The 22,517-nt window shown below is 35.6% G+C and carries 24 protein-coding genes; 12 read left to right on the top strand and 12 right to left on the bottom strand.

What is annotated here, in order from left to right; genetic code table 11:
* The first annotated feature begins 36 nt into the window (after positions 1-36).
* The 3 genes from E0W73_RS16435 to murI all read left to right on the top strand — a co-directional run bounded on the left by E0W73_RS16435 (position 37) and on the right by murI (position 2,504).
* Positions 37-1,071 (top strand): OmpH family outer membrane protein, encoded by a 1,035-nt coding sequence (locus E0W73_RS16435; RefSeq protein ID WP_135223134.1) that lies wholly within the window; start codon positions 37-39, stop codon positions 1,069-1,071.
* A gap of 14 nt (positions 1,072-1,085) precedes the next feature.
* Positions 1,086-1,589 carry an OmpH family outer membrane protein gene (locus E0W73_RS16440; protein WP_208730544.1) on the top strand — a complete coding sequence of 168 codons (504 nt, stop codon included), beginning with the start codon at positions 1,086-1,088 and terminating at the stop codon, positions 1,587-1,589.
* Positions 1,590-1,727: 138 nt separating this feature from the next.
* Positions 1,728-2,504, top strand: a complete 777-nt coding sequence (gene murI, locus E0W73_RS16445) for a glutamate racemase (RefSeq protein ID WP_135223135.1) — start codon at positions 1,728-1,730, stop codon at positions 2,502-2,504.
* 2 nt (positions 2,505-2,506) lie between these two features.
* Here the strand turns inward: murI and E0W73_RS16450 are convergent, their stop codons facing one another.
* Together E0W73_RS16450 and E0W73_RS16455 are read right to left on the bottom strand one after the other, a co-directional pair.
* Positions 2,507-3,739, bottom strand: coding sequence for an aromatic hydrocarbon degradation protein (locus E0W73_RS16450; protein WP_135223136.1), 1,233 nt, complete (start codon positions 3,737-3,739; stop codon positions 2,507-2,509).
* Positions 3,740-5,068 carry a DUF4270 family protein gene (locus tag E0W73_RS16455; RefSeq protein ID WP_135223137.1) on the bottom strand — a complete coding sequence of 443 codons (1,329 nt, stop codon included), beginning with the start codon at positions 5,066-5,068 and terminating at the stop codon, positions 3,740-3,742.
* Between the two features lie 232 nt (positions 5,069-5,300).
* Here E0W73_RS16455 and E0W73_RS16460 point away from each other — a divergent pair, with 232 nt between their 5' ends.
* The 6 genes from E0W73_RS16460 (at position 5,301) to E0W73_RS16485 (ending at position 10,138) form a co-directional block, all read left to right on the top strand.
* The gene (locus tag E0W73_RS16460; RefSeq protein WP_135223138.1) at positions 5,301-6,143 is read left to right on the top strand and encodes a DUF6268 family outer membrane beta-barrel protein; all 843 of its coding nucleotides are present in this window, start codon (positions 5,301-5,303) and stop codon (positions 6,141-6,143) included.
* Between the two features lie 13 nt (positions 6,144-6,156).
* Positions 6,157-7,164: a Kelch repeat-containing protein gene (locus E0W73_RS16465; protein WP_135223139.1), complete on the top strand. Its 1,008-nt coding sequence runs from the start codon at positions 6,157-6,159 to the stop codon at positions 7,162-7,164.
* Entirely contained in the window at positions 7,148-7,483 is a 336-nt protein-coding gene (locus tag E0W73_RS16470) for a DUF4907 domain-containing protein (RefSeq protein ID WP_244248498.1), read from the top strand. The genes E0W73_RS16465 and E0W73_RS16470 overlap by 17 nt, the downstream gene beginning before the upstream one ends.
* Positions 7,483-8,598, top strand: a complete 1,116-nt coding sequence (locus E0W73_RS16475) for a sensor histidine kinase (protein WP_135223140.1) — start codon at positions 7,483-7,485, stop codon at positions 8,596-8,598. The genes E0W73_RS16470 and E0W73_RS16475 overlap by 1 nt, the downstream gene beginning before the upstream one ends.
* A gap of 12 nt (positions 8,599-8,610) precedes the next feature.
* Positions 8,611-9,318 (top strand): dioxygenase family protein, encoded by a 708-nt coding sequence (locus E0W73_RS16480; RefSeq protein WP_135223141.1) that lies wholly within the window; start codon positions 8,611-8,613, stop codon positions 9,316-9,318.
* Between the two features lie 100 nt (positions 9,319-9,418).
* Positions 9,419-10,138: a LytR/AlgR family response regulator transcription factor gene (locus E0W73_RS16485; protein WP_135223142.1), complete on the top strand. Its 720-nt coding sequence runs from the start codon at positions 9,419-9,421 to the stop codon at positions 10,136-10,138.
* 130 nt (positions 10,139-10,268) lie between these two features.
* Here E0W73_RS16485 and E0W73_RS16490 read toward each other — a convergent pair whose 3' ends face one another.
* Positions 10,269-10,790, bottom strand: a complete 522-nt coding sequence (locus E0W73_RS16490) for a gamma carbonic anhydrase family protein (protein ID WP_135223143.1) — start codon at positions 10,788-10,790, stop codon at positions 10,269-10,271.
* Positions 10,791-10,796: 6 nt separating this feature from the next.
* Positions 10,797-11,786: a PorP/SprF family type IX secretion system membrane protein gene (locus tag E0W73_RS16495; protein ID WP_135223144.1), complete on the bottom strand. Its 990-nt coding sequence runs from the start codon at positions 11,784-11,786 to the stop codon at positions 10,797-10,799.
* A gap of 143 nt (positions 11,787-11,929) precedes the next feature.
* On the opposite strand from E0W73_RS16495, the gene E0W73_RS16500 reads away from it, so the two are divergent.
* The 3 genes from E0W73_RS16500 (at position 11,930) to E0W73_RS16510 (ending at position 14,271) form a co-directional block, all read left to right on the top strand.
* Positions 11,930-12,829: a NifU family protein gene (locus tag E0W73_RS16500; RefSeq protein ID WP_135223145.1), complete on the top strand. Its 900-nt coding sequence runs from the start codon at positions 11,930-11,932 to the stop codon at positions 12,827-12,829.
* A gap of 144 nt (positions 12,830-12,973) precedes the next feature.
* Entirely contained in the window at positions 12,974-13,354 is a 381-nt protein-coding gene (locus E0W73_RS16505) for a YtxH domain-containing protein (RefSeq protein WP_135223146.1), read from the top strand.
* A gap of 104 nt (positions 13,355-13,458) precedes the next feature.
* Positions 13,459-14,271: a mechanosensitive ion channel family protein gene (locus tag E0W73_RS16510; RefSeq protein ID WP_135223147.1), complete on the top strand. Its 813-nt coding sequence runs from the start codon at positions 13,459-13,461 to the stop codon at positions 14,269-14,271.
* 6 nt (positions 14,272-14,277) lie between these two features.
* On the opposite strand, the gene tsaB is transcribed toward E0W73_RS16510, so the two are convergent.
* The 8 genes from tsaB to E0W73_RS16550 form a co-directional block, all read right to left on the bottom strand.
* Positions 14,278-14,952 carry a tRNA (adenosine(37)-N6)-threonylcarbamoyltransferase complex dimerization subunit type 1 TsaB gene (gene tsaB / locus E0W73_RS16515; RefSeq protein ID WP_135223148.1) on the bottom strand — a complete coding sequence of 225 codons (675 nt, stop codon included), beginning with the start codon at positions 14,950-14,952 and terminating at the stop codon, positions 14,278-14,280.
* A 27-nt stretch (positions 14,953-14,979) separates the two neighbouring features.
* Positions 14,980-15,237, bottom strand: coding sequence for a hypothetical protein (locus tag E0W73_RS16520; protein ID WP_135223149.1), 258 nt, complete (start codon positions 15,235-15,237; stop codon positions 14,980-14,982).
* Positions 15,238-15,247: 10 nt separating this feature from the next.
* Positions 15,248-16,534 carry an efflux RND transporter periplasmic adaptor subunit gene (locus tag E0W73_RS16525; RefSeq protein ID WP_135223150.1) on the bottom strand — a complete coding sequence of 429 codons (1,287 nt, stop codon included), beginning with the start codon at positions 16,532-16,534 and terminating at the stop codon, positions 15,248-15,250.
* Between the two features lie 6 nt (positions 16,535-16,540).
* Complete coding sequence (locus E0W73_RS16530) at positions 16,541-17,992, bottom strand: TolC family protein (RefSeq protein WP_135223151.1); 1,452 nt, start codon at positions 17,990-17,992, stop codon at positions 16,541-16,543.
* Between the two features lie 84 nt (positions 17,993-18,076).
* Positions 18,077-19,192: an efflux RND transporter periplasmic adaptor subunit gene (locus E0W73_RS16535; RefSeq protein WP_135223152.1), complete on the bottom strand. Its 1,116-nt coding sequence runs from the start codon at positions 19,190-19,192 to the stop codon at positions 18,077-18,079.
* 39 nt (positions 19,193-19,231) lie between these two features.
* Positions 19,232-20,497, bottom strand: a complete 1,266-nt coding sequence (locus E0W73_RS16540; protein ID WP_135223153.1) for an ABC transporter permease — start codon at positions 20,495-20,497, stop codon at positions 19,232-19,234.
* Between the two features lies 1 nt (position 20,498).
* Positions 20,499-21,743: an ABC transporter permease gene (locus E0W73_RS16545; RefSeq protein ID WP_135223154.1), complete on the bottom strand. Its 1,245-nt coding sequence runs from the start codon at positions 21,741-21,743 to the stop codon at positions 20,499-20,501.
* Entirely contained in the window at positions 21,736-22,437 is a 702-nt protein-coding gene (locus tag E0W73_RS16550; protein WP_135223155.1) for an ABC transporter ATP-binding protein, read from the bottom strand. Before E0W73_RS16550 ends, E0W73_RS16545 begins: the two co-directional genes overlap by 8 nt.
* Between the last annotated feature and the right edge of the window lie 80 nt (positions 22,438-22,517).

Consider the following 22,517-nt stretch of genomic DNA (forward strand, 5'->3'; position numbering starts at 1 on the left):
TTCGTTTGGTTAAAAATCATCAAATAAAGTTATGTTATGAAGAAACAGTTTTTATTTATATTTTTAGCCTTGATTGTAGCAAATACAAGTCAGGCACAAGGAAGAACGACTAGGATTGGCTACATCGACATGGAATACATTTTGGAGAATGTTTCTGATTATAAGGAAGCTGTATCTCAATTGGAGCTAAAAGCTCAAAAATGGAAACAGGAAATTGAAACCAAAAAGTTAAATATAAATACGCTGAAGGAAAGTTTAAAAGCCGAAAAAGCTTTGCTTACCAAAGAATTAATTGAAGAGAGAGAAACCGAGATAAAATTTCTTGAAACCGAAATGCTGGATTATCAGCAAAAACAATTCGGTTCTGACGGAAATCTAATCAGACAAAAAGCGGCATTAGCAAAGCCAATTCAAGATCAGGTTTTTACTGCTGTACAAGATATAGCAGAGGCTAAAAATTATGACTTTATTTTTGATAAATCATCAGATCTAACAATGCTTTTCAGCAACACAAGATTTGATATCAGCGATCAGGTAATACGTATTTTAAATCGTACCGAAAAACGCGAACAGCTGACTAAAAAACAGCTAAAAGAACAGGAAGCTAAAGAGAATCTTGAAAATGCCATAGATGAAAATCCGGCAATGGCCGAAAGACAGAAAGCATTAGATGAGAGAAGAGCGGCCCGCGAAAAACTGATTCAAGACAGAAAATTAGAGCAAGAAGCCAAAAAGAAGGAATATGATGACAGAAGAAATGCACTTGCCGCAGAACGAGCAGCTAAAAAAAATGGCACGGTTTCTGAAACAGCTAAAACAACTGAAACGCCAAAAACAACAAACGCCACTCCGACAACAACAGAAACGGCAAAAACTGGCACTTCAGAAAAACCCGCTGCAACTCAGACAACTGCTGAGCCAACAATGACAAAAGCTGAAGAAAGACAATTATTGTACGAACAACGTAAAAAAGAATTAGAAGAAAGAAGGAAGAAAATTTTAGAGGAACGTGAAGCGGCTAAAAAAGCAAAAGAAGCCGAACAACAAAAATCAAATACGACCAATAATTAATTAATATTTTAAAAATGATGAAACAAATCAAAACTTTACTAATTGCTGCAATATTAGTTTTAGGAGCAAGCAACACAATGAACGCGCAAGCGAAGGTAGCCCATGTAGATGTCAGCGAGATCATGTCAAAAATGCCTGCAATGCTTGATGCACAAAATCAACTACAAAAATTAAGTGGTACATATGACGCTGAATACAAAAAAATGATTGAAGAATACCAAACTAAAATCAAAAAGTACGAAGCTGAAGCTGCAACTGTAAAGGAGGATGTTAATGCTGAGCGTTCTAAAGAAGTTCAGGATATGCAAAACAGAATTACTTCTTACAGAGATAATGCTCAAAAAGAATTACAGCAAAAAGAAACTGACATCGTTAAGCCATTAATGGAAAAAGTAAGAGCTTCTATTCAAAAAGTTGGAAAAGCTAAAGGTTTCCAATATATCTTAGACGGTTCTACTCTATTATTAGCTGATGGTCCAAACATTACTGCTGACGTAAAAAAAGATTTAGGTTTCTAAGAACCAAAAAAATGATTAAAAACTGCTCTAATTTTGAGCAGTTTTTTTTTACAATAAATTAAAAACTATTTGCATTAATATTTGCTGAATTGGCTTAACTTAGAATAAAATTTATTGTAAAAATTGTAATTTTGCTTTATGACAAACAACAATCCTATAGGCATTTTTGATTCCGGCATTGGCGGCACTTCAATCTGGAAAGCCATACATGAATTACTTCCAAATGAAAAAACTATCTATCTAGCAGACAGCAAAAATGCTCCCTACGGACAAAAGACCAAAGACGAAATTGTTGCATTGAGCAGAAAGAATGTTGATTATTTATTGGCGCAAAATTGCAAGTTAATTGTTGTAGCCTGCAATACCGCAACAACAAATGCAATTCGAGAGCTGCGAGAAGAATACAACGTTCCGTTTATTGGAATCGAGCCTGCCATAAAACCTGCAGCCAATAATTCGAAAACACAAGTTATCGGCATTCTTGCTACTCAAGGAACTTTGAACAGCGAATTATTCAACAAAACTGCAGAAATGTTTCAGCATACTACCATTATTGAACAAGTAGGCCACGGACTGGTGCAGTTGATTGAGGACGGAAACCTGAATTCTCCTGAAATGACTCAATTGTTAGAATCATACCTACAACCAATGATTGAAGCTAACATCGATTATCTTGTTTTGGGCTGTTCTCACTATCCTTACTTACTTCCTCAAATCAAAAAAATCCTTCCCGATCATATTCAGATTATAGATTCTGGCGAAGCGGTTGCCAGACAGACGCAAAATGTTCTTCGTGAGAAAACAGGTTTTACTGAAAACAAACAAGAAGAGCCTGAATTTTATGTAAATTCAGACCCTAAAGTTTTAGAATCAATTTTAGATTATAAGTATCCTGTGGTTTATAAGGACTTTTAAAGCTATTCTATTTTTCGCTTAAGGAACCAGATTCCGTCAAGTGATAAATTGAGGGATATTTTATGATAATTCTCTTTAATGAGATTGTTTGCGATTCTTCCTTTCTGACCGTAGGAATACGAAATATTAAGAGCCGTAAAAGTGTTTTCGATAGGAAGTGAAAGACCGATAGACAGCGAAGCGTTGTTGACTCTTTTTCCGTCAACTTCTAGATAACCTGTATCAAAACTCGCACCCGCGGCATACTGCACCCTGTCCCAATATTTTCGAATATTCTTTTTAGCACTGTATGTAAAACCCAAGGCATACCTATCCTGATTTACAAAATCTCCGTACCATTCTGATTGATTGGTGTCATTCCAGAAACTTCTTTCGTAATCTAGTGTCAAATTGAGATTATTTTTAAAACGTTTGCTGATTCCAAAACCAACTTCCAAAGGCATGTAATAATCATCAACATCAGAAGCAACGTCTGATTCTACAGAAGTTTCGACTTCATCTGCTATGACCGAAACAGACTGAACTTTTGAAGCTCTAATCTGCGAAGGCAGCTTAAAAGTCGTTCCGACCGTGAGCGTAGAATCAATTTTGAACTGCGCTCCTACAATACCTCGAAAACCATTGTAATCTGTTTTTTTGTGAATAGTTGTAATAGCATTCTGAATTAGAAATGCTCTGTCGTCTACCGTATTTCCGAACAGAAGTGCTGCAGAAGCTCCCACAGTGACATTTTTTCCAAATCTATATCCGTAAGAGAAATTCAAGTTGTTCAAACCTCCTGAACCTGCTGCTGTCAAGTAATAGTATTCTTGACTATCAGTAATCGGAATCTTAAGATTTGAGATCTTAAAAGCTGCGCTCGAATAAGGTTGCAATGTAACACTAAAACCAGAGCTTTTGGTAACAGGAAAAGCAAAAGCGAGATGCGAAAACTGAAAATTATTTCGTTTTTCAGATTTTGAACTGTTCTGATAGGTAGTTGCTATGGCCTTGCCTCCAATATCAAACATAAAATGATTCTGAGGCATAAATCCTAATGAAGCCGGATTTAAATTATTGATAAATGTATTCGATGGAAGCGCAATCCCGGAAGACCCTATCGATGGCAAATAACCAAAATCTGATTCATACAAGCTTCCTACTCCATAAAGCGAATACGGTGAACTTGAAATACTCTGGGCCGATCCTACGATGGTGAACACAAGAAAGCAGCATAAAAAGAGTTTATTTTTCATTTAATAAGAGATGTAATAAATTTTCAATTGAATTTTATTGTTCAAATGTTTTTGATTGCCCAAAACAATTCTGTTGACAGATTTAGAGATACCCGGCAGTGTTAAAATCAATGATGACCTTGAATCTGAGGTTTTCAGCATTTCTTTCTGAAGAAAATTTCCGACCGGAATGTAGTATCCTACATTTTCGTTAAACTCGTCACTTTTTTTGTTTAAGATTCCGTACACGGCCGTTCCTGCAGAATTAACCATCGAACCGCTGATCCTGTTCAGATTGTCTCCAACATAAACCGTTAACGAATCTGCCAGTGGATATTTAGCAGAATACGAATTATTAACTGGTTTTAAGATTAATTGAGCGTCTACAATTGCTCCATTATCAGAAATGTATTTAAGTTGTTTTATATTAGGAAAATCAATCCTGCAGGCCACCCCCGTGCCAGACTGAATATAACCCTGATTGCCGGTGAGAAGACTCGATAGCCGGCTGCTGGAAATGGGGAGATTCTGCAGTAACGTTCCTGTTTTATCTAGAGAAACAGCATTAAATTGTTTAGCAAGATCAGAAATCGTAAAATCGATTACATACGAAACCTCATCGGTATTGGCTTGGTATTTTGAATAATACATCCTGACTTTGCTCGTAGATACGTCAAATCCTATTATACTAGATGAATTCGAAGTATCGGGAACTAAAACCAATCCTTTAAAATATTCTGTAAAACTGGTAAAATCATTGATTTCCCTTTTCTTGATCTTTTGAAAAAGAGCTGCGCCAAACTCATCATTCATCCTGATATTGATAGAGTCCTTTTGAGTTGGTCTTGGTATAAAAGAAATAGCTCCTAAACTTTCGGTATCATAACTCAAAGCTGAATTATTGTAAAACTTACTGTCGTCTGTATTTGGTTTTACCTTTTGATTAAGTCTGTGGATATTAAATGTCTGAACTTTTGTGGTATCACCGTAGTAATAATTGTCATACTTAAGAATCATCGAAATCGAATCGAATACAAAATTTACAGACTCTGTGTCAGAACCTGTGTTAATCAACGAATAAGTACTGGTTGAAAGCTGGAAATAACTGTTTGATTTAACTTTTCCAAAAACCGGATCATCATAATTGCCAATCAAAATTCTGCTTTGGCTGGAAGTAACCAATGAATCAAAATTTATTGTCGACATATCCACCGAAACAGTATCAATCATAATTACCTTATTACTCAACGCGAGATAATCTGACCCCACGACAAACTCCCCCGTGTCGGTATCGGTTCCGCATGAAATCATTGTTATCGCAAAAAACAATGTCAATATAAACTTGTGCATAATCAATATTTTTGAGCAAATATAAAAGGCGCACTTCTGCACCGCACTATAACATATACAAACCCGCTTTTTTAGACTGTAGACGGCATAAAAACATCTACAAATTGTTAGACGCTCTCTTCTTATCATTCGCCCTTAAAAAAGCCCGTTTTGTCTATCGAAATCTAGCATACATATATATTCTTTTTTTTAAAACAGCGCTCAGCCTACTTTTGGACCAATAAAATTAATAATGAAAGAAAGGTTTTTAATCGGTGCTGTTTTTTTGGTTTCGTCCTTCAGTCTGAAGGCACAGGAAAATTTCTCAGCTACTGTTTCGGTTAAAACGGAACCAACTGAGAAAATCAATTTCAATCAGACGAATATCGATTTGATTTATGCTAAAAACATTGGAAGCAAAAACAAGATTACCAATCAGTTTGGATATTCGAATTTGAATGTTAATTATGAAATCAGTCAGTATGAAGATTTAACCAATTTGAATGGTATGAATCAGATTTTGAACCGATTTGAGTTTTTACATGAAATCTCAGAAAAGTCAACGTGGAATGCAGTATTTATTCCAACAGCAAATTTTCAGCAACGACTGGATTTTTCCGATTTTACAGTTTTAGGAAGCGTTGGTTTTAAATACAAATTGACTTCCAAAACAGAAATAAATATCGGAGCTGGAAGAACAGCTGCCTTGGGTTATCCCAAATTTATGCCATTGCTGTCTTTGAGTTATCAATTTAACAAAAGCGCATCTGTTTTGCTTGGTTTTCCTGATTCGAAAATTTCGTATTCAAACAATAGTCGCAACATATTTAGTCTTACTAATAGTTTTAATGGAAATTTTTATCAGTTAGACAATAAATTTCAATTAGATGTCAATGCTTCAAAAGCTTCTATGTCGCAGATGACTGCTGCACTTGAATATGAAAGAAATGTTGATAAAAACTGGTTTTTAAACTTTAAAGCCGGATATGATTTTAATAAAAAATACAATCTTCTCGACAGTGACAATCATAAGGTTTATGATTTTGCGACTAGGAATGGTTATGTTTTAGGAATAGGCATCAAATACAAACAATAAAATTCAATACACTATGATTAATCTAAAAAAAGGAATATTATTCACGATACTTTTTTCGAGCCTTTTTGTTGTAAGCTGCAGCAATGATAATGAAGATGACGAGCTAATCGGAAACTGGATTAAAAAATCAGCATTTGACGGCCCCGCTAGATCTAGTGCAACAAGTTTTGTTATAGGCGATTATGCTTATGTTGCGGCAGGCTACACAGGAGATGAATATCTAAAAGATTTATGGGCGTACAACTCGAACGGAGATTATTGGGAACAAAAAGCCAATTTTACAGGAGTTGGGAGAAGTTCTGCTTCTAGTTTTGCTCTGAACGATAAAGGCTATGTTGGCCTTGGTTATGACGGAACCAATAGACTTAAAGATTTTTACCAATACGACCCTGTAAGCAACAGCTGGACTCAAAAAGCCGATTTTGCTGGAACGGCTCGTTACGCCGCAGTGGGATTTCAAGCGGGCGGAAAAGCATATTTTGGGACAGGTTATGACGGAAATTATTTGAAAGATTTTTATCAGTACGATGACCAAGCCAATACCTGGACATTGGTAAACGGTTTCAGCGGCAATAAAAGACGTAATGCCACTGTATTTGTAATTGCAGACAAAGCTTATTTGGTTACCGGCATCAACAATGGAGTTTACCAAGAGGATTTCTGGGAATTTGATCCGGCAACAGAGGTGTGGACCAGAAAACGTGATGTAGATAAAGATACTAACGACGATTATAGCTACAACGACGAATATGCAATTGTACGTGCGAACGCTTCGAGTTTTTCTATGAACGGATTGGGTTATATCGTAGGAGGCGAAAGCATAAAAACAGTTTGGGAGTACAATCCGTCTACAGATTTATGGGTTGAAAGAACGGCAATGGAAGGTGCAACGCGTACAGACGCTGTTGGTTTTGCCATCAATAATCGCGGATTTTACATGCTTGGAAGAATCGGTTCTACCTACTTTGACGATGCATGGGAATTTAAACCGTTGGAAGAACAAAATGATGATGATAATTAATAAGAAACAATTCTTCCCGACTTCGGTCTGGAAGAATTTAGCTTTTCTGATACTGATTTTGCAGTTTACAGCCTGTGCCAAAAAAGACCCTCTACAGACAGCATCTTTTAAGACAAATTCCGGCTGGGGCTATTCGATTGCGTACAAGGGCAAAATTCTAATTAAACAATCTATTATTCCTGTTATTAATGAGACCAAAAGTTTTGCAACAGAAGAAGATGCCTTAAAAGTTGCCGTACTTGTAAAAGAAAAACTCAAACAGAAGATATCGCCTACGGTAACCGAAAAAGATTTAATTTTATTAAAAATAAAATTCTGATGCAGCTAGATACCATTAAAAATACCGGCTATACAAAAGTATTATTCCATTGCGCAATATGGGTATTTTTTATTCTGACATCCTTAATTCAGTTTTACGAAAGTCCGTTTAAGATTAACAATGATTTTTACGTACAATGGTTTACCGGAATTATGTTGTTTTATTTCAACTATTTTTATTTGGTACCCGCCTTTTTATTGCAAAAAAAGTATTGGCTTTATTTCATCTTTGTCTTTATTCTTATTGCCGTTTTCATGATTATCCGAATAAATTATTTTATTCCCGAATTTAGGCATTTAAGACCCGAAAACATTGTTCCGGCAAGAATGGTTCCGCCCGATCCGCATTTTTTTCCGCAACATCGAATGCCACACAGAATTGAAATAAGACGACAACCCCTGTTTTTTAAAATAGGCCCATCGTTTTTCTATATTCTGATTATTACAATAAGTGCAATTATTCGAACATTGACTGAATTCTACAATAATCAGCAAAACAAATTGATTGCCGAAACGCATCGAACAAATACAGAATTGATTTATCTGCGCAAACAAACCAATCCGCATTTTTTATTCAATTCGTTAAACAGTATTTATTCGCTTGCACATAAAAAATCTGATTTGGTTCCTGATGCTATCGTAACGCTGTCTGAACTCATGCGTTATATGCTTTATGAAACAGACAATAAAACGGTGGCTTTAGAGAAAGAAATCAATTATATCCAAAATTATATAGAACTTCAAAAACTAAGGCTAAACAATATCGAGGATATCGTAATCAATGTTCATGGCGACACAAGGAACAAATTCATCGAGCCGTTGTTGCTGATTTCTTTTGTCGAAAATGCATTCAAATACGGAACCGATTACAAGGGTGCGGCGCATGTTAGAATTAGAATAGTTATCTCAGAATTCAGTCTCGATTTCTGGATAGAAAATACGATTGAAAACTATGTAAAAGATCCCGAAAATTCAGGAATCGGATTGGCAAACATCCAAAACCGCCTTAATCTTCTGTATCCAAACGCACACGAACTTACCATTACTCAAGATAATAATTATTTCAAAGTTCATTTGAATTTAAAACTAGATGAAATAAAAACCGCAATTCATTAAACAGAACGTATTATGGACAGAAAAAAATTCATCCGAAATGGTATTTTGGGAATTGCCTCGATAGCAGGCGCAACAAAGTTTTTAGAATCATGTTCTAAAAGCGACAATGATGACGAATCGTCAAATTCTGGTGACGGAATCTGTACTGTTTCTCCATCAGAAACCAAAGGGCCCTTTCCGATTAAGACGCCAAGCCAGCTCGTTTTAGAAAACATCAAATCTGACCGCGTCGGCATTGCGCTATTGATTAATCTCACCATTGAAAATAAAAATAATAATTGTGAACCGCTTCAGGGTGTTTTGGTAGATGTATGGCATTGCGACAAAGACGGAAATTATTCTGAATACGGAGGAACGCAAATGCAACAGACCGATTACACCACTGTCCATTTCCTGAGAGGAAGACAAACTACTGATGCCAACGGGAATGTTTCATTTATTTCTATTTATCCTGGTTGGTATCAGGGAAGAGCTCCGCACGTACACGTAGAAGTTTTAACACGTAGTGGTAATTCTTTATTGGTTACGCAAATTGCTTTTCCTGAAAATATTTCAAGCACCGTCTATGCCAGCACCAATTATGCCGCACACGGACAGGCTGATACTTCAAACGCAAGAGATAGTATTTTTTCAGACAGCTTATCTGAGGAACTAGCCACTATAACCGGCAATCTAACAGACGGTTACACTTTAGCCAAAACGATTACGGTTAACGCATAAACTAAAAACAACCAGTATTTTATGAAAATTTTAAAACATAATTTACTGGTTTAAATTTACTTTTGAACGACAAAAATTTTATAATCTTAATTTTAAGCAGATGAAATGTGTAATCATTGATGACGAACCTTTAGCAGTAGAATTATTAGAAGATTTTGTCAAAAAAGTTGATTCTTTAGAATTGATAAACACATTTAACAATGCTATAGACGCGGTTTCATTTATCAATCAGAACAATGTTGATTTGATTTTTCTTGATATTCAGATGCCACATTTCTCCGGAATTGATTTTCTAAATACTATAGAAAAAAAACCGCTAGTGATTTTTACCACAGCCTATTCTGATTATGCAGTAGAAGGTTTTAATCTTGGTGCAGTAGACTATCTGGTTAAACCCATCCCGTTTCATCGTTTTTTAAAATCGGTTGTACGCGCCCAACAGCTTGTAAGCCCTGCTGTCACTCCAGCTCAGATGGGAGCTGAAACCACTACCGCTCCAGAAATTGATCAGGATTTTATGTTTGTTCGTGCTGAATATGAAAATGTAAAACTAAATTTTGCTGATATTCTTTTTATTGAAGGCTTAAAAGACTATGTCAAGATTTATACTACAGACAACAAATTTACTTTGACCTTGATAAGTCTTATAAAATTAGAAAACCTACTTTCGAGTAAAGGATTTGCACGAATCCATAGATCTTACATTATCAATATCAAACATGTAAAATCGATTCAGAAAAACAAGGTTTTGATAAGCGACAAAAGAATTCCTATCAGCGAAAGCTATAAAAATGCTTTTTTTGAGAAAATCAACCTATAGGGTTAAGATTCCAAATTCCAATATTTCAGGAACGATTTTTTAATTGTAAAATTTTAAATAAAAAAATCCAAATCCCAATGGGTTTGACCCTGTTTGGAATTTGGAAATTAAAAATTTTGGGATTTTCTCTTTATTGTTCTTCATTCTTAAACCAGCTCGAATACATCACGTAATTATTAGAAATGCGTTCGATTTCTCCGGCAAAATCAGACTGGTCTATATCTTTTACTTTTTTAGCAGGAACTCCGGCATAAATAGAACCTGATGTTACCACTGTATTTTGCGTAACGACTGCTCCAGCTGCAATTATTGAATTGCTTTCTACCACACAATTATCCATAACAATTGCTCCCATACCGATTAAAACATTGTCGTGAATGGTACAACCGTGTACAATCGCATTATGCCCGATGGAGACATTGTTTCCTATAATCGTTGGATGTTTTTGATACGTGCAGTGAATTACCGCACCATCCTGAATATTAACTTTATTTCCGATTTTAATAAAGTTAACATCACCACGAATAACCGCATTAAACCATACACTACAAGATGCTCCCAAAGAAACCTCTCCAACAATAGTGGCGTTTTCGGCAACATAACAATCCTCTGGAATTTGAGGAGATTTTCCGTTTACAGCTTTAATCAGCATAATATTTTAATTAATAGCAGGACAGCTACAATCGTAACGTTCTCTTTTACAAAATAAATTAATCCCGAGCGTAATTTGATGATAGGCACCGTTATCAAATTTGACATCGCCGGTTACTTGCGTGTACGTGTACGCAAACATAAAATTCTTGAAGTTTATGCCAATAATAGGCGTAAAGTATTGCAACTTTTGGGTTGATAAAGTATTTCCAGAAAGATACTGAGCTCCATCAAAACTTCTTCTGTAGGATAAAGCGACCCATAAACTTCCGAAATCCATGTTTTTATAAGCTTTCATATTCAAATCAATAGATTTCTCTTTAGTCTGGTCAAACATTTGAAATAAGATAGAAGGCTCCCATGTAATTTTTTCTCTTTTGCCAAATACATATCCGGCACTCAGAAGATATTTTCGCAGATTATCGCTTTCGTAATCCGAATACAATTGTCTTCGGGTCTCAATTAAACCCTGCACCGTAGCATGAGCGTAAAAATTCAGATAATTGTATGAAGCACCAACATCCAGATTAAAGTAAGAATCGTTTAGTACAGAACCAGTTATAAGTGGATCCACCGTTGTACCGAATTTCGTTTCGTCCAGCTGATTCTGAATTACTCCTCCACTAATACCGAAAGACAACTGATTTAAATCTATTTCATCTCTCGAAAATAATATATGGTGTGCATAAGTCAGCTTTACTCCCTTTTGAGAATGATAACCATTTTTATCATTAAAAAGTATAATTCCTGCACCCGAACGTTCACCTACCCTTCCGTTAAAACTCAATGTCTGCAGTGATGGCGCATCTTCTTGTCCAAACCATTGTTTTCTGGCAGTCAATCGTATTTTGGCACAATTCGCAGCACCCGCCATAGAAGGGTGTAACAGGTAGTAATTATCGGACAAATAATCTGAATAAACCGGTATTCCTTCTTGGGAATAAGAATATAAAGACCAAATGAAAAAAATTAATAAAACCTTGATTTTTAATTTCATAAAGGCAATTTTATTTCGATATAATTTTTACTACTGCAATTTAGTACGAATTATTTGAATAGAGTCTTAATTATTTTATTAAAAAATCAAATATAGCTATTAGTAGAAAATAACTTTACTAAATTTGCAAAAAATATACTACCATGACAAAAATCACTATAAAAGAGACTCAAAATCCAACTATTTTAAAGTTTGAATTCGAGGACTTCATCACTCAAAATCAGAATTTTGAGTTCAAAAATATCGATGAAGCACAAGCTTCTCCTCTTGCGCAGCAACTGTTTTATTTACCATTCGTAAAAACCGTTTATATCTCTGGAAATTTTATTGCTATCGAAAGATACAGCATTGTTGATTGGGACGATGTAAAAGATGCCGTTGCAGAGCAGATTGCTGCTTTTGTTGAAAAAGGCGGCGTTATTATAAAAGCCGAGGAAAACAAAGCCAAAAAACAGCCAATTACAGTTTACGGAGAAACAACTCCAAATCCGTCTGCATTAAAATTTGTGGTAAGCAGAATGTTAACCAGAAATGCTGTCGAGTATAAAAATATCGACCAGACAGCTTCTTCTCCGCTGGCTCAGGAATTATTCAAATTTCCGTATGTGAAAGAGATTTTTATTGACGAGAATTATATTTCGGTTACTAAATATGATATCAATGATTGGTCTGAAATTACTTTAGAATTAAGAACTTTCATTAAACAATTTATCGAAAACGGCGGAACTGTATTAGACGAAAGTCTGATTCAAACCACAGCAAAAAATGATACTGCAAAAGATGAAGCTTTTGACAAATTAGATGTTACTTCTCAGCAAATCATTAATATTTTAGAAGAATATGTAAAACCAGCTGTTGCGGCCGACGGAGGAAATATTGCTTTTGAATCTTACAATGAAGAGGATAAAACAGTAAAAGTATTATTGCAAGGAGCTTGCAGCGGTTGTCCTTCTTCTACATTTACCTTGAAAAGCGGTATCGAAAATATGCTGAAAAGCATGCTAAACGATGAAGCAATTAAAGTAGAAGCTTCAAATGCTTAAACTAAAATCAAACATATTAAAGCGTCTCTTATGAGGCGCTTTTTTTATGATTAATCATTAGCTGTCAATCAATTCCCCTCTAAAAAATAATTACTAATCCAAAAATTAATTAATATTGTGACCCTAACCAATTAATGTAAAACTATGGGACTAACTTCATTTTTCAAGAATGTATTCGGCACTGCTAAAAATTCTACGTCTGATTTAGCTGTTCAAGCCGAAAATACTATTGAGAAAGCTATTGAAAACGCTGCATCTTATATCGAAAAAATGGAAGCATTGGCTGAAGAGGCTGTCGAAAACGTAAAAGATGTTGCTGAACCGATTCTCGAAACTGCTGCAGATTTTGCACAACAAGCAAAAGAAACCTTTAGCGAATATGCCGAGAAGACGGTTAATTCTATCAGTGACGCTGTCGACTCTATCAAAGAAAAAACGGCAGAATTAACTAGCGATCCAGAAGAAAGAATTGTTACTGAAAATGTTGTAGATACGAGCGAAAAAGCTATAATCGATGCTGATTAAGCTAAAAGGAAACTAGAAACTTGTATTTTCAAATAAGCGAAATATATTTATATTTGCCGCGCTAATACGCCTTCTCTTTTGAGAAGGTTTTTTATTTAAATATCATGAACATGGATCCGGAACAATTAAGCAAATATGTCACACGATTTATTGAGATTTTAGTTGATTATTCTCCGAAGTTAATTTCTGCATTCTTAATTTTATTTATTGGTCTTTACGCAATAAGACTGGTCAATAGAATTATTAGAAAAATTATGATTCAGCGTAATTTAGACCCGACACTGACTAAATTTCTTGCTGATATTTTGTTATGGGCTTTACGAATTTTATTATTTGTAACCTTCATTTCTAAACTCGGAATCGAGACTTCCTCTTTTGTTGCTATTTTGGGAGCAATGGGTCTTGCGGTTGGTTTATCGTTACAAGGGTCGCTTTCGAATTTTGCCGGCGGAATGCTGATTATTGTCTTCAAGCCTTTTAAAGTTGGCGACACGATAGAAGCGCAGGGAGTAATTGCAACAGTTCTCGAAATTCAGATATTTGTAACCAAAATGATTACTGGAAATAATCAGACTGTTTTTGTTCCGAACGGTGCTTTATCTAACGGAAACATCATCAACTACTCGATGCAGGGAGAAAGAAGAGCCGATTTTACTTTTGCCGTTTCATACGATTCAGACATCAAAAAAGCAAAAGATATTCTTTTAAAAGTCTTAACAGACAATCCTAAAGTATTAAAACAGCCAGCTCCAGAGGTTTTTGTAAAAAACTTGTCACCAGCTTCTGTAGATTTTGCAGTACGTCCGTGGGCAAAAAATGCCGATTACGGAAGTGTGTTTTCTGAAACTTTAGAAAAATGCAAAGAAGCTTTAGATGAGGCAGGAATTGCTATTCAGCCTTATACTATACAGAAATAAATAGATTTATTTTTTTGAAGCGGGAGCGGTAATCATAAAATCTTTTAAATAATAAGGTTCAAAATAAGCGACATCGACCGTGTCGCTTTTTTGATACTTCTCAAAACTGATTTTGCTCATAGCAGATGCTGAAGGGTATTTTACATCTTCCAAAAACACAAAATTGTCTTTCGTTAAAACCGTCTTGCATTTTTCTGCACAATCGCCTGTGAAATAAATTTTTTCGGTGTATTCGCTAAACGAGTTTTCCTCGATAATCTCCGCTTTTATCGCTCTGTGTACTGATAAATCTGGATTAAAAACTTCGCTGTAAACCTCCATACGACGCGCATCAAGCATCGGTATAATTTTTCCGTCTGAAACTTCCGCCTGAGAAGCGAGTGTCTGCAAAGTGTTTACCGCTATTAGCGGAATATTTAAGGCATAACAAAGCCCTTTTGCAGCCGAAACCCCAATTCTAAGACCGGTATAAGAACCGGGACCCTGACTTACTGCAATGGCCACTAAATCTTGTACTGTAATTCCAGACTGCTCAATTACTTCTTCAATAAAAACATGAAGCTTTTCGGCATGCGAATAACCTTCTTCAGCAATTTCCCGGCATAAAACAGTTTCCCCACCTTTTGCGATTGATACTGAACAATTTTTAGTCGCTGTTTCGATATTGAGAATAAAAGACAAAGTATTTATTTTTTTATTAGTAACAAATTAAATCTGGGTAAGCCACATTATAATAAAAGCAGAAATCAAAAAAACCACATAGCCTATTATTGAATTTACAAAAAGAAAAACCAAATAAAGACCTAATTTTTTTATTGTGGGAAAATAAACAAACTCTTCATTGTAATATTCCGTTCTTCCCATTTTATAATGTGCAAATATAAAATATAAGACTGCAACAAAAAAACCTCCGCCTAATCCATATAACATTTCCAATGGCAAACCTCCATGCAATGCAATAATCATAAGCTTAAAATTATTTCTTAGCGGTTTCGGCTTTTTTAAGCTTTACTCTATCACCCGAATTAAGTTCTTTAGAAACCGTGGTATAAGGTCCTGTAATTACAATATCTCCAGATTTTAGACCGCTTGTCACCTCAATATTGGTGTCGTCCTGAATTCCGGTCTTAATTATTCTGATTTTTGCCTTATCTCCTGATTTCACAAACACACATTCAAATTTCGCATCATTTTTAGGTGCTGTTTTTTTCTCGTTAGGATCTTCAACTTTAAAATCTTTTACCGCTGCTGTATCCGATTTTACCACAACCGAGCTAATAGGCACAGCCAGAACATTTGTTTTGGTTTTGGTAATAATATCAACCGTAGCTGTCATTCCTGGTCTGAAAGGAGAAAAAGTACTTGGTTTTCCTTCCAGCAAATCCTGATACGATTCTTTTAAAATACGAACCTTTACTTTAAAATTGGTCACCTGATCTGATGTCAAGGTCGTGCTTGCCGAATTAGAAATGCTGGTTACAACTCCTTTAAATTTCTTTTTCAGGTATGCGTCGACTTCAACATTTGCTTCATCGCCTATTTTTATTTTTACAATGTCATTTTCATTTACATCAACTTCAACCTCCATATTGTTTAGGTTTGCTACACGCAGAAGTTCTGTTCCGGCCATTTGCTGCGTTCCTAAAACACGTTCTCCCAATTCCACATTCAGCACAGAAATTGTTCCGTCTGCAGGAGAATAAATGGTAGTTCGCCCTAAATTATCTTTTGCTTCATTTACAGAAGCCGATGCACTCTGAACATTGTAATAAGAAGTCTGTCTTGTAGCTTTTGCCACCTCAAACGAAGCAATAGCTTTATCCCAGTCAGATTTTGAGATAACACCTTTATCGTATAAGGTTTTATTACGTTCGTAATTTGCTTTTGCTTCTTTAAAACTAGCTTCAGACTGCGTCAATCCTGCCTTTGTGCCAGATAAATTAGAAACCGAACGATTGTAGCTTGAAGTGTATAAATCAGGATTGATTTTTACCAACAAATCTCCTTTTTTAACTACTTGGCCTTCTTTTACATTTAATAGAATAATTTCGCCAGAAACCTCAGGCGATATTTTCACCTCAATTTCAGGCTGTATTTTTCCGGTTGCTGATACCGTTTCTACAATTGTCGAAGCAACCACTTTTGCAATTTCTACTTCTTTCCCTTCATCCTTATTTCCTAGAGCACCTGATTTTGAAAGAACAAGTATAATGATGATCAATAAAACTGCACCGCCTAAGAAATAAATTGTTTTTTTTGACATAATAAATTATTTTGTAATAATTGGAACAATTGGAATTCCAAAGTAGAATTCAAGTATTTTAATTTTGAACATATAATCGTATTTTGTTCTAATGACGTCTGACTGCGCATTGGTCAATAATGTTTGCGCCTGCGTAAAATCAAAAGAATTCATCAGACCAACATCGTATTTTTCTTTAGCATAATTGTATGCCTGTTGTCTTGCTTCTAATGTTACGGTAGCCGATTCGTAAGTGTTTAACGCTGCTCTGGCATCTGTGAAAGCAGTGTAGACATTACGTTGCAAATCTAAACTTTTTTGCTCTAAATCAATTTTCGATTTTTCTAAACTTACTTTGCTTCTTTCTACATTGTTTCTTGTTGCAAATCCGTTAAAAATCGGGACAGAAAGTTGCAATCCGAAAGATTGTCCTTTATTGTCATTAAATTGATCAAAAATAGGGGCTGGACCTCCCAATATTGGAGAATAATTATTCTGCAGAACAGCCTGATTGGTACCTTCGACAAATCCAATTTGATTAGTCGGCCTTGTTGTATTTAATGTAGAACCTGTTATGATATCTGAATAACTGGCTCTTGTATTAAAGTTATAAAAAGCACTTAAGGTAGGCTGATAAGCACCTTTGGCAATTGTAACGTTTTTCTCGGCAATTTCTAGATTAGTTTGCGCTAATTTTAATTCAGTTCTTGTTTCTCTTGCCTTGTTGTAAATTTCAATTGGTGATTGTGCCAAGATATTATTCTCGTCTGTGATTTTCGTATCGTCTACAACATCGAAATCAGCAAATTCTTTTAATTGTAAAAGCTGAGCTAAACTTAGTTTAGAGATTAAGAGGTTATTTTCAGAAACTGCAATATTCTGTTTATCTGTGGCAACTGTGGCTCTTAAGTCGAACAAATCGCCACGAGGAATCGTTCCGGCATTAACCATCTCCTCAGAACGTGCTAATCTTTTTTCGTCGATTAGCAATTGTTCTTTCTTAACTTTTAAATCTTCCTTATTTGATAAAATCTGCAAAAATGCGCTGGCAACATTCAGAGAAATATCTTCCTGCATTTTTACTAATTGATACTGCGATGCAATGATCGAAAGTTTTGCTCTTCTATAGGCGTTCTGATTTTGTAAACCTCTATAAAGGTCAACACCTACAGTCGCTCCTACAGAAGAATATTGAGTAGTCTGGTTTTCTAGCAAACCTGTTGTAATATTCTGATTCAGACCGATGTTCCAAGAATGCGAAGCCGACGCGTTTACTGACGGAAGAAAACTACCTAAAGCACTTTTCTTATCTATTTCAGCACTTTTTAAATCTAATTCGGTCAGTTTAATAGTAATATTATTTTCTAATGCATATCTCACGCACTCTTCCAAAGTCCATTGTTTTGTCTGCGCATGACCTGATAAACCAAATCCGAATAACAATGCGGCAGCAACACTAGTATATTTATTTAATTTCATATATTTTGAGTGAAAGCACAGTAGAGGTACTGTACAAATTTAACATTTTTTAAAACCAAAAAACTTCTAACTGTTCAATTTAAATTATTTTTTTTCTTTTTCATCAATCAAGCCCTGGTTCCAGATTTTGATTTTGTCGGTGTTTTTCACACCGCTTTTAACTTGAACATAAATTCCGTCGCTTACCCCAAGAACCAAATCTCTTCTTTGAAATTTCTGCGGAGCAGTTTCGACTTCAACATAAGGTTTTTGTGTTTTTTTGTCAAATTGAACTAAAGACTCTTTTATTGCCAGAACCTTATCGGCTTTATCTAAAATAATGGAAGCATTGGCGCTCAATCCTGCTCTGATAAAAGTGTCATCTCTATTTTCGAGTTTTGCTTTTATTTCAAACTGAATAGCACCATTTTCTATTACACCTTTTGGCGCAATATAGGTAAGAACCGCATTAAACTTTTTATTTTCTATTGCACCGACAGTGATCTCGATTGGCATATTTTCTTTGATTTTACCAACTTCCGATTCATCGATTTTTCCAACAAAAATCATTTTTCCAATATCGGCAACACTTGCAATAGTAGTCCCTTCATTAAAATTATTGCTCTCGATTACCTGATTTCCAACCTTAACCGGAACATCCAACACCATACCATTCACCGTTGAGCGGATTAAGGTATTGGCATAATTTCCAAATGAAGAAGTGGTTCCTGTTTTTACGATGTCTAAACTTTGTTTTGCAGCAAGATACGTTTGCTTTGCTTGTTTGTAAGCCACCTCGGCTGCATCAAAGTCATTGGCAGAAATAACATCTTTCTCAAACAATGTTTTTTGTCTTAGGTACAGCCTTTCCTGATTATCCAAAGCAATTTTGGCTGCCTGAACCTGATTCTGCGTACTGCTTACGTTTGATACATTGGCAACTACCCTGATTTTTGCAATCATATCGCCGGCCTTGATTTTTTCGCCTGCTTTAATGTAAACTTCCTCGATAATTCCTGAAATATTCGGTTTGATTAGTACCTCTTGATCAGGTTGTATATTACCAGTTGCAATAGTATTTTTTACGATTGTTTTGGTTTCAGCTTTTTCTGTTTTAAAGACAATCGGCGATTCTTGATTTTTAGCGTACAAATAATAAAGCGCGCCAAAAAAAACAATCGCAATAAAAATTAAAATGGTTATAGTTACTCCTTTTTTCATTTGTTTTTGGTTTAATCGATTATATTTTGATTGATAATTTTATTCTGTTCTTAAAGCGTCTACGGGTTTTACATTGATAGCGGTCTGCGCCGGAATAAATCCTGCCAGCAATCCTGATCCTACTAATATTATCAAAGCTACAAAGACAACACCCAAATCTACTGTCGGATTTGCAAACATCGTGTCATTTCCTGGTGGCATCGAATCTAAAACCATATTCAAAATGGCTATGATTCCTGTAGCTACTGCAATGCCGAACATTCCCGAAACGATGGTTAGGAAAATCGATTCTGTTAAAATTTGTCCTCGAATCGCAGCCGGCGTTGCGCCCAGCGCTCTTCTGATTCCAATTTCTTTTGTTCGTTCTTTGACTACAATAAGCATGATATTTGAAATTCCGATTACTCCCGAAATCAGCACTAGAGTTCCTACGAAATAGGCAATAACTTTAAGAATATTAAACAAACTCTGCACTTTATTGAATTGCTCGTAAAGGTCGAAATTTCCAACTGCTCGACTATCATCTGGATGCACCGAGTGAAGCGCTTTTATAATTTCGAGAATCTTAGGTTTCAAATCAGTAATAGAAGTCTCGTCTTTCGCCGTGATAGCCATCCATCCTACTTTGTCGCCGTAATTAAAAGCTTGCTGAAAAGTTGTAAACGGAATAAAAATATTTTTCTGTTCCTGTTCTGCATTTCCGCCCTGTTGTTTTGATTTATAAACCCCGACAACCATAAAATTGATTCCGTTGATTTTAATATAAGTCCCGATAGCTTCTTCTTCTTTTCCGTAAAGTTCGCTAATAACACCTTTACCAATTACGGCAATTTTTCGTCTTGAATCTATATCCTGCTGATTTATAAAGCGTCCATTTATGATGTCCATTGGCTGTTGTTTAATCAGCTCCGGATAATCGCCATAAATAGTAAATGCAGAAGTTTTTTTACCACGCACCACATTGTTGGTTCCATTAAAATCGCCTAGCTGATTTCTCGGAGACACATACAATAAGTCTGGCAAAGCCGCTTTTAAAGCAATAACATCGCTGTTTCTAAAATCGTAGCGGCGTGTTTTTGGCAATCCTTTATAAGCCTTAGAAGTAGTCTGGCTCCACATAAACATGGTGTTTGTGGCAATTCCGTCAAAACCTTTTTTGATACCGTTTTCCAAGCCATTTCCTGCAGCCAGTAAAATCACAAGAATAAAAATACCCCAAAATACTCCAAAAGCTGTCAGGATTGTCCTAAAAGGATTAGCAGTTAAGGCCTGTAAAATTTCGTCCCAATTATCTTTCTTAAACATATTATTCGTCTCTAAGTGCTACAATAGGTTTTATTTTTGCTGCTCTATAGGCGGGAAAAAATCCTGCAAGCGCGCCAGCAAAAACAAGCAATACCAATGTCGTAAGAGCGACACTAAAATCTACTTCTGGATTTCTAAAATATTCGCTCTGCACCATAGGCCCCACAAGCTCCAGCAATAACAAACTTGCCAAAAGTCCCACAAAACCAGCGATTGTGGTGATAAAAATAGACTCGTGCAGAATCATCGTTATGATAGAAAATGGCGAAGCTCCCAATGCTTTCCTGATTCCGATCTCTTTGGTTCTTTCTTTCACGATAATAAGCATAATGTTACTTACACCCACAACTCCTGCAATGATTGTACAGATTCCGACCCACCAGAAAAACAATCTGATATACAAATTGAGGTCATAAAATTGTTTTGCATCCTTAACCGAATTGTAAACGCCTACACCACTGTCATCTTCAGGCGCTACCATGTTTTTGCTTTTAAGCAAATCTTTCAAGTCTTGCGTAAATTTCTCAGACTGCGCCAAAGCTTCATCATAATCGCTTGTCTTTTTTAGAGTAAAAAACAAATTGCTTATTTTGTCTCCGCCTCCAAAAGTTTTCTGCACAGTAGTTTTCGGCAGATAGGCTCTTGCTTCTTCGCGTTCTCCACCTGGATCGGTGAAAACCCCAATAACCTTAAAATTAATTTTATTTATTTGAATTTCTTCGCCAAGAGCTTCTTTGTCTTTGAATAAATCGGTTTTTATTTTCATTCCGATTACGGCAACCTTTTCATTATGATCCAAATCTCTGCTGTTTACATAACGTCCTTCAACTATTGTTAGGTTTTCTATTCCTCCATAATCAGGATCTACACCTCTGTATTGGTAACTCCCAGACTCTTTTCCGTATGAAAATGAAGCGCCCCAAAAATTATAGGTTGATGCTTTTAAATCTAATTTATCTTCAAATTTCTGAACCGCCTGATTGTAATCACTATTACGGTATTGAATCTGTCTTCCGGGATTCAGCCCTTTATATTCCTTGGTGGTAGTACCCGACCAAACTTCAATAATTCCGGCAGCATCACGCTCAAACTGCTTTTCGATTCCGTTCTGCAGTCCTTTTCCGGCGCCTAATAAAATCACCAAAATAAAAATTCCCGAAGCCACAGAAATTCCGGTAAGAAAAGTTCTTAAACGGTTTTTAGAAATGGCTTCAAATATTTCCTGCCAGCGTTCTAAATTAAACATAAGACGAAGCTCTAACTTGTTCTACTTTTTTGTCATCTATAATCAGTCCGTCTTTCAGGACTACATTTCTTTTGCACATTGCGGCAATATCAGGCTCGTGAGTTACAATGAGTATGGTTTTTCCTTCATCGTTAATTCCCTGAATAAGTTCCATTACTTCATAAGAAGTTTTTGTATCAAGCGCTCCTGTCGGCTCATCTGCCAATAAGACTTTAGGATTTGACGCCAATGCACGGGCTATAGCTACACGCTGTTTCTGTCCTCCAGAAAGTTCGTTAGGCAAGTGGTGCGAATGCGAACCTAAACCTACTTTTTCTAGATATTTCATTGCAATATCATAACGTTCTTTTCTTTTGACACCTTGATAATACAAAGGCATCGCAACATTATCTAAAGCAGTTTTATAATTGATTAGGTTAAACGACTGAAATACAAAGCCTAGAAATTTATTTCTGTATTTTGAAGCGATTGTTTCGTTTAATTTCTTTATTGGGGTTTTGTCCAAAATATAACTTCCAGAATCTGCCTCATCCAAAATTCCTAAAATATTCAGAAGAGTAGATTTTCCAGATCCAGATGATCCCATGATCGCAACTAATTCTCCTTCTTCGATATTAAAATTAATTCCTTTTAAAACATGCAATTCAGAACTTCCCATTTTATAGGACTTGTGTAAATCTTTGATTTCGATCATGGTAGCGTTAAATTTAAAAACAATAATAACATTTTTATTAAGTAATTTATTATAACAAAACGTTAATAATTTCAACTAGT

Origin of the sequence: Flavobacterium foetidum (genome assembly GCF_004634245.1) — a bacterium.
Lineage (GTDB): Bacteria > Bacteroidota > Bacteroidia > Flavobacteriales > Flavobacteriaceae > Flavobacterium > Flavobacterium foetidum.